10 protein-coding genes and 1 pseudogene are annotated in these 13,094 nt (G+C 69.7%); 4 read left to right on the top strand and 7 right to left on the bottom strand.

Translation table 11 applies throughout. The features are described 5' to 3' along the window. Window position 1: 1 nt before the first annotated feature. Window positions 2–1,699: an acyclic terpene utilization AtuA family protein gene (locus KY572_RS21150; RefSeq protein ID WP_224244722.1), complete on the bottom strand. Its 1,698-nt coding sequence runs from the start codon at window positions 1,697–1,699 to the stop codon at window positions 2–4. A gap of 65 nt (window positions 1,700–1,764) precedes the next feature. Continuing rightward, window positions 1,765–2,844 (bottom strand): SMP-30/gluconolactonase/LRE family protein, encoded by a 1,080-nt coding sequence (locus KY572_RS21145; protein ID WP_224244721.1) that lies wholly within the window; start codon window positions 2,842–2,844, stop codon window positions 1,765–1,767. 110 nt (window positions 2,845–2,954) lie between these two features. On the opposite strand from KY572_RS21145, the gene KY572_RS21140 reads away from it, so the two are divergent. Then, window positions 2,955–4,082 (top strand): ankyrin repeat domain-containing protein, encoded by a 1,128-nt coding sequence (locus KY572_RS21140; protein WP_224244720.1) that lies wholly within the window; start codon window positions 2,955–2,957, stop codon window positions 4,080–4,082. Between the two features lie 131 nt (window positions 4,083–4,213). Here the strand turns inward: KY572_RS21140 and KY572_RS21135 are convergent, their stop codons facing one another. Continuing rightward, window positions 4,214–4,861: a hypothetical protein gene (locus KY572_RS21135; protein ID WP_224244719.1), complete on the bottom strand. Its 648-nt coding sequence runs from the start codon at window positions 4,859–4,861 to the stop codon at window positions 4,214–4,216. A 198-nt stretch (window positions 4,862–5,059) separates the two neighbouring features. Between KY572_RS21135 and KY572_RS21130 the strand changes: the two genes are divergently transcribed. Beyond that, on the top strand, window positions 5,060–5,491 hold the full coding sequence (locus tag KY572_RS21130) for a sensor histidine kinase (protein WP_224244718.1): 432 nt from the start codon (window positions 5,060–5,062) through the stop codon (window positions 5,489–5,491). A gap of 53 nt (window positions 5,492–5,544) precedes the next feature. Here the strand turns inward: KY572_RS21130 and KY572_RS21125 are convergent, their stop codons facing one another. The 4 genes from KY572_RS21125 to KY572_RS21110 all read right to left on the bottom strand — a co-directional run bounded on the left by KY572_RS21125 (window position 5,545) and on the right by KY572_RS21110 (window position 12,246). Next, window positions 5,545–7,371, bottom strand: coding sequence for a M4 family metallopeptidase (locus KY572_RS21125; RefSeq protein ID WP_224244717.1), 1,827 nt, complete (start codon window positions 7,369–7,371; stop codon window positions 5,545–5,547). Between the two features lie 269 nt (window positions 7,372–7,640). Then, entirely contained in the window at window positions 7,641–10,343 is a 2,703-nt protein-coding gene (locus KY572_RS21120) for a hypothetical protein (protein ID WP_224244716.1), read from the bottom strand. Between the two features lie 347 nt (window positions 10,344–10,690). Further along, a complete protein-coding gene (locus KY572_RS21115) occupies window positions 10,691–11,848 on the bottom strand; it encodes an acyl-CoA dehydrogenase family protein (protein ID WP_224244715.1) in 1,158 nt (385 codons plus the stop codon). Between the two features lie 134 nt (window positions 11,849–11,982). Further along, on the bottom strand, window positions 11,983–12,246 hold the full coding sequence (locus tag KY572_RS21110; protein ID WP_224244714.1) for a hypothetical protein: 264 nt from the start codon (window positions 12,244–12,246) through the stop codon (window positions 11,983–11,985). A 32-nt stretch (window positions 12,247–12,278) separates the two neighbouring features. On the opposite strand from KY572_RS21110, the pseudogene KY572_RS48150 reads away from it, so the two are divergent. Together KY572_RS48150 and KY572_RS21100 are read left to right on the top strand one after the other, a co-directional pair. Further along, window positions 12,279–12,404: pseudogene (locus KY572_RS48150) on the top strand (LysR family transcriptional regulator); the annotation flags it as partial. 118 nt (window positions 12,405–12,522) lie between these two features. Then, window positions 12,523–13,089: a LysR substrate-binding domain-containing protein gene (locus tag KY572_RS21100; RefSeq protein WP_224245013.1), complete on the top strand. Its 567-nt coding sequence runs from the start codon at window positions 12,523–12,525 to the stop codon at window positions 13,087–13,089. The last annotated feature ends 5 nt before the right edge of the window (window positions 13,090–13,094 follow it).

The following is a 13,094-nucleotide window of genomic DNA, read 5'->3' as shown; positions in this document are numbered from 1 at the left end:
CTCAGCGGAGCAGGGACTCGGGAACATCGACGTGGCGGGAGCGGAGCCACTCGCCCAGCGCCTTGCCCTGAGGATCGAAGCGGGTCGATGACGAGACACCCTCGCCGAGCAGCCCGTCGATGACGAAGTTCAGCCCCCGGAGCTGGGGGAAGACGTGCCGCTCGATGGGGAAGGCGGCGGCCTCGGGGAGCAGCTCGCGCAGCTTGTCCGACGTGAGCGCGTGCGCGAGCCACCGCCACGCCTCATCCGTCCGGGCCCAGACCCCGATGTTGGCCGTGCCTCCCTTGTCGCCACTCCGCGCGGCGACGATGCGGCCGAGCGGCACACGTCGCGTCGCACCCGCGGGCAGCGGCTCGGGAAGGGCGGGGAGCTCCGCCGGCCCGAGGGCCAACGTCTTCGCTGGAGGCGCGATGACGGAGCGCGTCCCATCGGGGAGGACCGCGACATGCTCCACCTTCGTCGCGTCGACGTAGGCCGGAGTGTAGACACCATAGGGCGCGCTGTCCGCCGGGGGCGCCGTCATCGTGAAGCCGGGGTAGCTGCCCAGTGCCAGCTCCACCGCCGCTCCGCTGAAGGCGCGGCCGATCACCTTCGCGTCCGAGTCCTTCACCACCACGCGCAGGAACGCCGCCGCCTGCTCCTCCGTGGGCGCGTCCTCCCGGTCCGTCCGGACGAGCGTCCAGTGCAGCTCCTTCGGCTTGCGCGGCAGCGCCGCCTCGAGCTGCTCGCGGACCAGGCGAGCCTTCTCCTCGATGTCGAGCCCGACGAGGATGAACGTCGCCTCGTTGCGGTACCCGCCGAGGTGGTTGAGGCAGACCTTCACCGTGGGCGGGGGCGGCTCGCCGCGAACACCCGTGATGCGGACGCGGTCCTTGCCGTCCGAGGCCAGCGAGATGGTGTCGAAGCGGGCCGTCGCGTCGGGCCCCGCGTACCGGGCTCCCGTAATCTCATAGACGAGCTGCGCGATGACCGTGTCCACCGTCACCGCGCCGCCCGTGCCCGGGTGCTTGGTGATGACGGAGCTCCCATCCTCGTGGAGCTCCGCGAGCGGGAAGCCGGGACGGCGGGCATCCACCTCCGTGAAGAAGGAGTAGTTGCCTCCGGTGGCCTGGGCGCCGCACTCCAGCACGTGGCCGGCGACCATCGCGCCCGCCAGCCGGTCCCAGTCATCCGTCCGCCAGCCGAAGTGCGCGGCCGCCGGGCCCACGACGAGCGAGGCGTCCGTCACGCGCCCGGTGACGACGATGTCCGCTCCCGCGCGCAGGCACTCGGCGATTCCCCACGCACCCAGGTACGCGTTGGCGGTGATGGGAGAGCCCAGCCCCAGCGCATCCGCGTTGCCGGAGAGATCGTCACCCTCCACGTGCGCCACCCGGGCCTTCAATCCCAGGCGCTCCGCGAGCTGACGGAGCGCGGCGGCGAGCCCCACGGGGTTCAGTCCCCCCGCGTTGGCGACGATGCGGACCTTCTTCTCCAGGGCGAGCCCCAGGCACTGCTCCATCTGGCGCAGGAAGGTCTTCGCGTAGCCGAGCTCCGGATCCTTCATCCGGTCGCGGCCGAGAATCAGCATCGTCAGCTCGGCGAGGTAGTCGCCGGTGAGGACGTCGAGCTGGCCTCCTTCGAGCATCTCGCGGACCGCCGAGAAGCGGTCTCCATAGAAGCCCGAGGCATTGCCGACACGCAGGGGGGACGCGGCCATGGGTTCTCCACGCAGCTACGGCGGTTTCAGACGGCCACTCTCTCTACACCAGCGTCTTCACAAGCTCACGGTGCGAAACGGTAGATCTCATAGGGTCCCCGCTCCGCGGGCGGCAGGTGGATCTGCGTGGTGGTGACGTACATCCTCCCGTCCGGCCCCACGGCGAAGGTGTCGGGCCACCGCAGGCGGTCATCCTGGAGGACCTGCTTGTACTTCCCGCCCGGCACATACACGGCGAGGGAGCTGTCCTCCAGGCCACCGAGCCAGAGCTTTCCCTGGCGATCGAACTCGATGCCATCCGTGGCCACGATGGTGTCCACCTGCTCGACGCGGCCGGCGAGCGCCGGGTCGTCCAGGCTCGCGTCGCGCAGGGCCTCGGTGGAAATGCGCCAGAGCGTGTGGCCGGTGAGCACCGTCCAGTAGAGCGTCTTCCGGTCCGGGCTGAGCGCGATGCCATCGCTCTGGACGGCGCGCGGGAAGGGGCGGCCCATCACCACCATGCTGTCGGCCTCCGCGTGGGTGGAGGGGTGATTGCGCAGCACCTTGCGCGCGCTCCCGCTCTTCAGGTCGAGGACCACCAGGCCGCCCGCCTGCGAGTCGGTGAGGTAGGCCACCCCGTTCTCCGTGTCGATGCGGACATCGTTGAGGTAGCTGTCCCCGGAGGAGACCTCCGGCGGGAATGCATAGGTGCGCACCAGCCGCCCGGTGAGCTCGAACTGCTGGAGTCGAGGCGGGGCGATGACGCCCTTGAACTGGGGGTTGCCGGTGTCCACGACCCAGAGCCGGTCCTGGTCATCGATGACGACGCTCTGCACCGCGACGAAGCGGTTGTCCGCCGGAGCGCCCGGGGCCCACGTGTTCCAGGTGGCATCCGGCCAGGGCGTGACGGTGCCGTTCTTCAGCTCGGCCACCGAGACGGGCACGTCCTCGGACCAGCGGGGGAAGTTGACGAAGATGCGGCCCGCCTTCGAGACGGTGATGCCCGTCCACTGCCTCGGTGACTGGGCCACGAGCTCGAGGGGAGGGCTCCGGGACGCCGCCGACGGTGCCGTCTCCGGGGCGCCCGCGGTGGGCTCGGAACGCGTGGGGGTAGTGGCACAGGCCGCCAGCATCAGGGCTGTGACAACCGGAAGGAACAGACGCATGAAGTGCCTCCGAGGGTGGGGGGGCTTTGGTGGAAGCGCTGCCCGACTCTTGCGGACAAACATACCGGGAGATGGCGTAATGAAGATGAACCTTCCTCCTTCAACACCATATGACACCCACCAACCTGTTCGAGGCCATCGAGCACGCCGATCTCTCCGCGCTGGAACGCTTGCTCGCCGCCGGCGCCGACCCGGACGAGGCCGACGTCCATGCCTACCAGGCCACCCCACTGTCCTACGCCTGCGATCGCGGCGAGACGGGGGCCGTGCGCATCCTGCTCTCCGCCGGGGCGGATCCGAATGTGTCCGCCTATGCGCCGCCCCTGGTGGCAGCGGCCACGCACGGCTTCGCCGAGCTCGTCGAGATCCTTCTGAAGGCCGGCGCCAGCGTGAATGATGCGGACGAGACGGGGACTGGGGCGCTGTGGATCGCCGCCGCCAATGGCTTCGCGGACATCGCGCGGTGTCTGGTCGAAGCCGGCGCCAACCGGGAGCAGGCGGACCACGACGGACAGTCGCCGGCGGACGTGGCGCTGGAGAACGGTCACGCAGCCCTGGCGAACTACCTCGCCGACCCGACGCGCTATCCGGCCACGCATGCCTTCTGGCGTAGCAGCAAGAAGAATGCGCGCAAGGCCGCACAGGCGAGGCGGGATGCCGTACAGAAGGAGGCCGCGGGCGGCGCCCCGGCGGAGCCGGAATGGACCTTCTCCGGTGGCATCGCGCGCAGCCCATGGGCGACGCAGGATTTTCCGTCGATCGCCAGCCAGGGCAATCTGAAGCTGGCCCGGGCCATGCTGGATGCCGGTCTCGACCCCGACTGGACCCAGTTCAAGGGCCATGCGACGGCGCTGATGCAGGCCGCGCGCGCTGGCGAGCTGGCGATGGTCGAGCTGCTGCTGACCCGGGGAGCCAGGCCCGGCCATCGCACCGAGAAGGGACTCACCGCGCTGCACATGGCCTTGTTCAAGCCGTCGGCGCGCCTGCATACCCCGGTGGTGGAGCGGCTGCTGGCGGCGGGGGCGGACCCCAACGCGGCCGATCAAGAAGGTCAGCGCCCACTGCACATGGCACTGAGCCATGCCATCCCGGACATCGTGAAGGCGCTGATCGCGGCTGGCGGTGACCCCTTCCTTCGTGACCGCGCGGGGCGCGCACCGGCGGACTGGGCGCCCACCCGTGGCAAGCACGCGGCCACCATCCAGGCCCTGCTCGAGGAAGCCAGGGCCTCCCGGTAGCCGCATGCGTCAGTCGTTGGGGCACTTCGAGACGGCCGAGAAGGAGTAGTAACGGTTCTCGCCCTCTCCAATGAAGTACTTGGTGCTGTCGCAGTTCTCGAGCTCGCCGCGGCGCTCTCACCTCAGACAACCTACTGGCAGATGACCCTGAAATCCGAGGTGTCGCACAGGGGCGCGTCGAAGGTCCCGCTGACATCGACCCGCTCGCCCCGAAGGCCCTCCAGCTTGAAGCGGTAGGTGCCGGTGACCCGGGTGGCGTCGATCGCGGTGATGGTGACCGAGCGCGGCTGGCTCACCACGTAGTGCATGGAGAAGCCGGACCCGTAGGTCCCGCAGGGGCTGGAGGGGGTGGGGTAACCCCACCGGCTGATGTACGCCTCGACCGAGATGGGCGGGCTCCGGAGCAGCCCGCTCTCGTCGTACGTGCCCACGGTGACGGGCGTGGCGCCCGGCCCGGACGCGTAGACGAAGAACTCCAGCATGTGGCCTCCGGGGGAGACGGTGGCGGAGCACGCCCCGGCTCCCTCGAGGAGCTGGACGCGGAAGCGGGTGGCGTCCGGCATCGTGGGGTTCAGCGCCGCCGCCGCGCCGGCAAAGGAGAGCGCCCCCGAGGACAGGGGCACGTTCACCGCGTTGACGCCGGTGAACGTGGTTCCGCCATCGCCCGTGGGCCCGCCATCCGGCTGCAGGCTCTCCTCGTCATCCTCACCGCGGAGCAGGCCGCACGCGGACAACGTCACTGCAAGGCATATCGTCATCGCCCAACGAGGTGAGTACATGACTCCTCCATCTTCGTCGCCTTCATGGCCAGGGCGCGAGCTCCGGCGGGAATCGAACCCTCGCTTCCGCTACGTGAGAGTTACCGTGGCCGTGCCCCGGCCCAGACTGCACAGCGATGAAGCCATGCTCGATGCCACCATGGAAGTGCTGCTGCGTCGCGGCTAAGGTCCTCACCGCCGATACCGGCCTCCGAGAAGATGCGGTCCGTGTACCCGGGCCTGGAGGTGACGCTCCGGGGGAGGCTGGACCCCTCGGTGGGTGAGGTGGCGCTGGTGCCCCAGGACTTCGGGCGGGCCATCCTGAACATCCTCGCCAACAGCCTGTATGCGGTGGAGGAGAAGAGGAGGTCAGCGGGCGCTGGCTTCTCTCCGGAGGTGACGCTGAGCAGCCAGAGCGTGGACGCCCGGGTGGAGATCCGGATCCGCGACAACGGCACCGGGATTGCGCGCGAGCTCCAGGACCGGATCTTCACCCCCTTCTTCACCACCAAGCCCACGGGCGCGGGAACGGGCCTGGGCCTGTCCATCGCCTATGACATCGTCGTCCGGCAGCACCGAGGGGAGATCCGGTTCGAGTCCGAGGAGGGCCACTTCACCGAGTGCCTCATCGTCCTGCCCCGAGGGAGATGAGAGCCCCGGCTCCTTGCCGGAACCAGGGCTCGCTCCTGCTCATCGGAGGGCGCTCAGTTCACGCCCACCGCGGCCCAGCTCTCCTTCACCTTGCCCACCTCGGGCGAGTTGGCGCCGTACAGGTCCGTGGCCGCGTTGATGGTGGCCTGGCGCGCCTGCGCGAAGGTGGTGTCCGGCGTCATGTAGTGCTCCAGCGCGCGGTAGAAGACCTTCAGGCCCTTCTCCATGCCGATGCCGTCCGCCACCTGGGCGCCCGAGGTCCGGTTCGTGCCGCCGTTGGCCAGCAGGTAGAAGGCGTTGTTCGCGATGCCGCTCGAGCCGTGCACCTCCGTCTGCTTCGGGTAGTTCTTGTAGTTGTCGATGGAGTAGCCGTCCTTCGTCGGGTCATCCATGTAGCGCAGCGCGTCCCCCGTGCCGTTGGCCGGCGTCCACGCGTCCTCGCCCATCTTCCAGTCGAACTCCACCGCCTGGTTCTTCTGGCTGGCGTACCACTCCACGCCCGTGCCCAGGATGTCGCTCATCGCCTCGTTGAGGCCGCCGGACTCGCCCTCGTAGATGAGGCCCGCGGTGCGCTCGGTCAGGCCGTGGGCGATCTCATGGCCGGCGATGTCCAGCGTGGTCAGCGGGCCCGCGGTCCTCCCGTCGCCGTCGCCGTAGTTCATCTTCTCGCCGTCCCAGTAGGCGTTCACGTAGTTGCGGTCCACGTGCACGTAGGAGACGAGCTTCTCCCCCTTGCCATCCAGCGAGTCGCGGCCGAGCACGTCCTTGAGGAAGTCGTACGTCATCGCCGCGCCGTAGTGCGCGTCCACCGCCGCCTTCGTGCGCGGGTCGTCCGACGCCTCGCCCCACACGTCGTTCTTGTCGGTGAGGGCCGCCTTGCCGGTGGGCGTCGTCCGGTTCTTCGCGTCGTACGTCGCGATTCCTCCGCCGCGCGTCGAGTCCTCCAGCGTGTAGCTGCCGTTGGCCTGCTTCGTCGTGCTGATGTCCACCTTGCCGCTGTAGAGCGTGGTGTCATTGCCCGGGCCTGTCGCCGCGGTGCCCGCGGTGGCCGGCTTGGAGGTCGGGGTGGCCGCCGCCGGCGCGCCCTTCGCGGCGGCTTCATCGGCATGGGGCAGCTCGATGCCGCCCATCTGGTTGAAGCTGCGCACCACCTCGCCGCTGTTGGCGTCGACGAAGTAGTTCATCCGGCGCGGGCGCTCGTCGCCCCGCAGGTCCTCCACGTTGGTGAGCTGCACGTGGTAGGCCGCGTGGTACTGGCCATCCTTGTCCTGGACGACGACGCGCTCGGCGGAGGGCGGGCGGCTGGCGTCCGTATTTCCGGCGAACTGTTTCTGGGCGATGGCCAGCGCGTCCTGGGCGGACAGCTTCACCGGCTCCGAGCCCAGCCCGGCCGGGATGGTGGAGCTGCTGCCGGTGAGGCCGGCCACCTTGCCCTCCTTGTCCAGGTGGCTGATGACCTGCTCGCCGAAGACCTTCACGCCCTCGTGCGTCCGGTCCAGGCGCACGTGCGTCATGCCGAGCTCGTCACGCGTGACGGAGCGGGGCGAGAAGCTGCCCGGCGTCCTCCCTCCGGCCACGATGCCCTGGTTGTTGACGCTCGACTGCGACTGGATGAACTCGAGCGACTTGCGCACGGCGGCCTGCGCCTCGGGGCTCTGGAGCTCCAGCGGGCCCGGCTTCGCGACGACCGGAGCAGCCGTCTGCGCCGTGAGCGCCACCAGCGGCCTGGTGCTCGAGGCGACGAAGCTCGACTTCGCCTCGAAGCCCGACTCCTGCGGGCGGGCGGACGACGCCGCGGGGCTCTGCTGCGGCAGGGTGTTGGCGGCGGCGGTGGAAGGAGAGGACAGCGTGGGCTTCTGGGGACGGGGGGCGATCTGCATGGCGGTGGGCTCCGGGTTTGAAGGGGTGAGAAATTGCCTCACCCAGTGTGCTGATGTATGCGCTATGGAGCATGATGTGTGCCATGCGTTGCGTCATCGGTTCGTTTTGTAACCCCTTGTTTTGACGAGGGTGCGCCCAGCGAATCCGCCGAGCTGGTGACTGCCCTCACCGGAGCAGGGCGCCTTCCCTCTGAGACACCTGTCACCACCTTGTGGACAGTTGTCACCAGTCTTACTACAGAAGCCCACCTGGGCCTCCTCGCGTGTCCCTACGCGCGGCTGTCCAGGAAGTGGACCATGTTGGAGAGCAGCCGGCTGTAGTCGTCAGCCCCCTCCACGTCGCTGTCCCGGGCCATTCGCGAGCGCCACTCCTCGGGGGTGAGCTCCGCTCCGTTGTCCACCCGCATCATGTACTGCACCAGCAGGTAGCTGTCCTCGATGGTGCCTCCCTGGGGGATGGCCTCGGTGAGCAGCTGGTGCACCTCGTCGCCCGTCATGCCGCTCTTCTGGGCCAGGCTGACGAAGTTGTCGAACGACAGCCCTCTGTGCCTGCCGTCGAGCAGCATCGCGGGCAGCTTCGCCGCCAGGTCGCGGATGTCCGAGCCGGACATCTTCAGCTCGCGCGCCAGCTCGCCCATGCGCTCGCTGTCCGCGTTGGACAGGGTCTCCACCAGCGCTTCGTCGGTGATGCCCACCTGCCGGAACAGGTCCAGGCGCTCGGCGCTCAGCGCATCCTGGTGCTGCTTCTCCACGATGGCCTTCACCGCGATGCCTGTCACCAGCAGCGCCGCGCCGGCGATCTGCCCCGCCACCGGCACGGCCTGAGAGATGGCCGCGGCCGCCAGCAGCCCGCCGCCCACCGCGGTCAGCCCGCTGCCCACCGCCTTGCCGTATTGGCCCAGCCGCGCGGCCTCGACCGCGGCGAAGCCGTCGGCCACCGCCACGATGGCGCCACCCAGGGGGGCAATCTTCCCCGCCGCGGCCGCCAGGTTGGACTTGCCCAGCCCACTGAAGACGATGGACATGGCGTCCGCGCCCGCCCCGACGGTGTCGCCGATCAGCGTGAGCCGCTCGGACATCTCCAGGGCATTGAACGTCTTTCCGTCCTGCCGGGCGCTAGCCACGGTGTTGAAGACGCTGGCGGAGGTGAGCGCCAGGCCCAGGCCGCGCAGCGCCTGGCCCCCCACGCTCTCCTTGCCGATGCCGGGCGCCGCGGTCTCCAGCTGCTTGAGCTGGCTGTCCATCTTCTTCGTGAGGTCCGCCATCTGCTGGGCGCTCATGCCCGGGCGGAACTCCTTGAAGCTCTCCAGGAACTCACGCACGCCCGCGGCTGGCGCGCCCGAGGCGTGCGAGCTCCACTGGGCGATGCCCTCGAGCATGGCATCCATCTGCCGCTGGCCCGCGGGCAGGTGGAGCTTGCCGGCGGCCGCAAGGTCCATCGCGGCCAGGCCCGCGCCCTTGGTGAGCGCCAGCGTCATGTTCTCGAGCGTGTCCTTCTTGTCCTTCAGGTAGGGCACCGCGACCTTCAGGAACGAGTCGCCAGGCTTGCCGTACTCCTCCAGCTGCTTCTGGAGCCACTGCTCTCCGGTCTGCGTGTCGCTCAGCCGGGGCACATCCTCGAGGGCGGCGGCGACGCGCGCGCTGATCCGCGGGTCGTCCTTGTAGGCCGGCTTGCCCGCCACGCGCTCGATGCTGTCCATCAGGTTGGTGAGCTTGCCGGCCATCTCCTCGTGCGTGCGGAAGACTTCCGCGCGGTCCGGCCGGCCCTGGAACGTCGAGGTGACACGCCCCAGCTCGTCGGGACTGAGCGCCAGGCCCGCCGGGGAGAGGATGGCGGTCAGGTCGTCATTGATCGACCTGGCGCGATCGGCCCACAGATCGAAGTCCGCGCGAACGCCGTTGATCGCCGACCAGGTGGCGTCGGTGAGGGAGTTCGCCGCGTGCGGCTTGCCCGCCTCCTTCAGCGCCTCGGTGAGGGCGAAGGCGAAGTCCGCGCTCCCCGTGGTGGACAGGCCCATGCGCAGGCCCATGTCGATCGGCTGCTCGCCCAGGAGCGTCTGCGCGTTGGTCACGCCGCTGGCCACGCCTTGCGCCAGCGCCTCGAGCGCGGCTTCACCGCCCGTGCCGTTGCCCAGGGTGTCGGCCACGCGGGTGAGCGTGGCGATGGCCTCGGTTCCATCCATCGCCTCCTGGGTGGAGGCGCCCAGCTTGGAGGTCTGCTTGCCGATCAGCTCCAGCGCGGGCTTCGCCTTCTCGAGCAGCTCCTCGCGGTAGGCCGGATCCGAGTTGCCGTTGATGAACTCCTCGAGCTTCCTGGCGCCCGCGGCCGGGTTCTTCTCGGCCTCGCGCAGCACCTCCTGGGCGTTGGACTCCGCCACCGTCGGCGGGCCCATTGGAGCCGCCGGCCCTTGCGCCTGCTGGGTGCTGAAGGCCTGGAGCGGCGCGGCCGTGTTCCGCGTCTGTGACGTGCTGACGGACTGGGCCTGCACGCTCGTGCCCGGCGCCTGCTGGGTGCTGGTGCCCTGCAGGGTGCCGGGAGCCGTCTGGCCCTTGAAGGCACGCGTGGCCTGGTGGCTCAGGTTCTGCAGTTGCTGCGGAGTGAAGGTCTGGCGCGGTGCCTCGGCGGTGGGACGCTCGGTGTTCCCATTGGCGGCGGGGCGGAAGGTCTCGGCCTCCAGCGTGCGGGCCTTGTCCAGCCTGTTGCGCAGCTGGTCGACGTGCTCCTCGGCCTTGCGCCGGGCTTCGTCCGCCGCGCGACGGGCGCGATCCTGCTCCGCGGCGCGGGCCCGCTCACGCTCCTCATTGGCGCGGTCCGCCTCACGCGAGTCGTCCTTCCGCTCGCTCCTGTCGCTCTTCTCGCTCCTGTCGCTCTTCTCGCTCTTCTCGCTCCCGTCCGCCTTGGAGTCCTTGGTGCCCTCGCTCTTGAAGGAGCTTCCACCACCACTGGAACCGCTGATGCCGCCGATAGACATGGATGTTCTCCTCGCCTTCCCGGAGCCAGGGCCGGAAGGAAGGGCTGTTGGAGGTGAGCCCTCTTCGGGAGTTCGCAGGAGCAACCGCAGTGCCAGGGGAAAAGGCCTGGAGATTCAAGGGGGTGGGCATCCGGGGGAGGCCGCCTGGAGCGGGCAGGCGCACTCCAGTTGTCCCCTGGATGGGACAGGTGCCTGACTGCCCACAGCGGAGGCAGGCGCACACGTCCCGCGCGGGTGAAGCGGCTCAGGGCAGCGGAAGGTGGCGATGGGGCCACCCAGGTGATGGGCATCGAGTCCGCCGAGCCACCGCAGACGGACGCGTCCCCCAGCCAGTCGCCGGCATCCACCTAGAAGAAGGGGTGGTTCGGCTTGAGCCCCAGCCGGACCCGACCGGCCTCCTCCATCCACGACTGCGCCAGGACGATGTGTTGCGTGACGGCGTGGATGTCCCGGTGGGCCCGCTCGATGAGGCATTCATTGTACAGGGCCGTGGCTCCGGCCGCCTCGTACATGGATGTCACCGTGGCCTTGGCGGTGCGGACGGCGTGGATGGTGCCACCCCATAGGCGGGCGCGCTGCATCTCCGTGGACGCCGCTCCGCGGCTGCAGGTGGCCCACACATCCCCCAGCGCATCGATCAGGAGCAGCCGGGCGGCCTCCAGGCTCGCGGATGAGGAGGCGACCATCGCCTGTACCGAGGGCCGATCCCGCAGCCCCGGTCCTGGATCCACCGGCGACTTGGACGTCGCCAGCTCCAGCAACGTGTCGGTGGCCGTCCGGGCAATCCCCAGGCAGATCCCCGCGCACCAGGCCCCTACGGTGCTCACCCAGGGCATCTGGAAGAGCGGCCGGTCGATCCGCACCGGATCGAAGAAGGAGAACGTCCGCTCGGCGGGGACGAAGACATCCTCCACCACGACATCATGGCTGCCGGTGCCCCGCAGCCCGCCCACGTGCCAGGTATCCACGATGCGATACGAGCCCCGGGGCACATAGGCCATCCGCATCTCCGGAACACCGGGCGCCATCATCCGAGGCGCGCTCCCCTCGATGATGATGGACATCACCGGGATCCACTCCGCCAGCTCGCAGCCGGACACCAGGGACCACCGGCCCGATACCCGATACCCACCTTCCGCCACGACGGCCCGGCCCATCGGGCGGGTCGAGTTGGCGAAGAGCCGGCGGCCATCGCTGAAGAGCTCGGCCCTCGCCGCCTCCGGGAGATGGCGGCTCAAGAGCGCCGGGAGCGCGTTGTTCCAGGCAATCCAGGCCACCGAGGCCTCGGCCGCGCCGAGCTCCTCGTACACCTGGAGGGCGACCAGGGGGTCGACCTCGAGTCCTCCGAGGCTGGCCGGCACCTGCATCCTGCACAAGCCGTTGTCGATGAGCCCCTGAACCACCGATGGCGGCAAGCGCCGGCCCTGCTCCGTCTCCTGACGGACGGCTCGAATGGTCGCGCGAAGACCACGCGCAGCGCTCAACGGATCACCCATTGCTGACATGTGCAACCTCCCAAGGAACCCCTCGAAGGCTATCGCAGCGCCGCATGGGATGCTCGTGGCCACGGCGTCTCCAGGAGCCGCAAGGGACCATCCGCCTGCTGGGTACAGACATGGCACAGCCCCGGTAGCTCGGCTCAGGACACCCGAGCAGCGGGTGAGGCGACGCCCCGAGGCAGGCGCGCCCGGTCCACGTACCCGTGCCTGACGAACCACTCCACGGCATCCGTGAAGGTTTCTTCGAGTGGCCGGAAGCGGATGCCCAGTGTCCGCTCGGCCTTGGAGGCGTCGAAGGCCGTGTTCGTCCGCTCGCGGCGCAGCGTGCGGAAGCCCGCCCGGCGTGGGCTGCCCTCGTGAGCACCCTGGTATCGCCCCTGTTGCACCACTCGCCACTTGGGCAAGCGGGTGTTGCACTCATGCAAGGGCCTCCAGAATGAACTGGGATGATCTCCGCTACCTCCTCACCGCGGAGCGTGCCGGCTCGCTGTCCGCGGCGGCTCGCGCGCTGGGCGTCGTCACCTCCACCGTGGGCCGCCGCATGATGGCGCTCGAGCGGCGCCTGGGCACCCGGCTGCTCGCCCGTGTCCCCGAAGGAGTCCGGCTGACGCCCGAGGGCCGAGCGCTGGTGCGCACCGCCGCGGCCATTCGAGTCCCAGCTCCACAGCGCCGAGCGTGGGCTGAAGCACGAGGAGGGGCAGCTCGAGGGGCCGGTGCGCCTGATCACCGGAGACGGCTTCGTCGCGTTCCTCAATCCCTGGCTGGCGCTCTTCCGGGAGCGCCACCCGAGGGTGCGCGTGGAGCAGTCCACCGACACGCGGCTGCTGGACCTGGCGCGCCAGGAGGCGAACCTGGGCGTGCGCACGGTGCGACCCAAGGGGAACTCCCTGGTGGCACGCAAGGCGGGGCAGCTCGCCTGGAGGCTCTACGCCAGCGCACGCTACCTGGAGCGCGCCGTGCCCCTGCGCTCACCGGGAGATCTGGCCCAGCACCAGGTGGTGGGCTTCGACGCGGCGCTCTCGCGCATGCCGCAGCTCCGCTGGTTGGAGGAGTGGGAGGCCGGGCGCTTCGCCTTTCGCAGCAACGCGGCCGTGGCCGTGGCGGGCGCGGTGGCCGCCCATCAGGGGGTGGCGGCGCTGCCTTGCGCGCTGGCCTCGCTCCACCCGGAGCTGCGGCCCGTCCTCCCGGAGGTGGAACTGCCCCTGGAAGACGTCTGGCGAACTGGCGCGACCCTGGCGGTAGGCTGATTGTT

It is taken from the genome of Hyalangium gracile, from assembly GCF_020103725.1.
In the GTDB taxonomy this organism is placed as follows: Bacteria; Myxococcota; Myxococcia; order Myxococcales; family Myxococcaceae; genus Hyalangium; species Hyalangium gracile.
This window is presented reverse-complemented; position numbering and strand designations above follow the sequence as displayed.

Coding starts and splice junctions, on each gene's coding strand:
- KY572_RS21150 (WP_224244722.1), bottom strand. CDS start 1,699: ATGGCCGCGTCCCCCCTGCGTGTCGGCAATGCCTCGGGCTTCTATGGA.
- KY572_RS21140 (WP_224244720.1), top strand. CDS start 2,955: ATGACACCCACCAACCTGTTCGAGGCCATCGAGCACGCCGATCTCTCC.
- KY572_RS21130 (WP_224244718.1), top strand. CDS start 5,060: ATGCGGTCCGTGTACCCGGGCCTGGAGGTGACGCTCCGGGGGAGGCTG.
- KY572_RS21125 (WP_224244717.1), bottom strand. CDS start 7,371: ATGCAGATCGCCCCCCGTCCCCAGAAGCCCACGCTGTCCTCTCCTTCC.
- KY572_RS21120 (WP_224244716.1), bottom strand. CDS start 10,343: ATGTCTATCGGCGGCATCAGCGGTTCCAGTGGTGGTGGAAGCTCCTTC.
- KY572_RS21135 (WP_224244719.1), bottom strand. CDS start 4,861: ATGTACTCACCTCGTTGGGCGATGACGATATGCCTTGCAGTGACGTTG.
- KY572_RS21145 (WP_224244721.1), bottom strand. CDS start 2,844: ATGCGTCTGTTCCTTCCGGTTGTCACAGCCCTGATGCTGGCGGCCTGT.
- KY572_RS21115 (WP_224244715.1), bottom strand. CDS start 11,848: ATGTCAGCAATGGGTGATCCGTTGAGCGCTGCGCGTGGTCTTCGCGCG.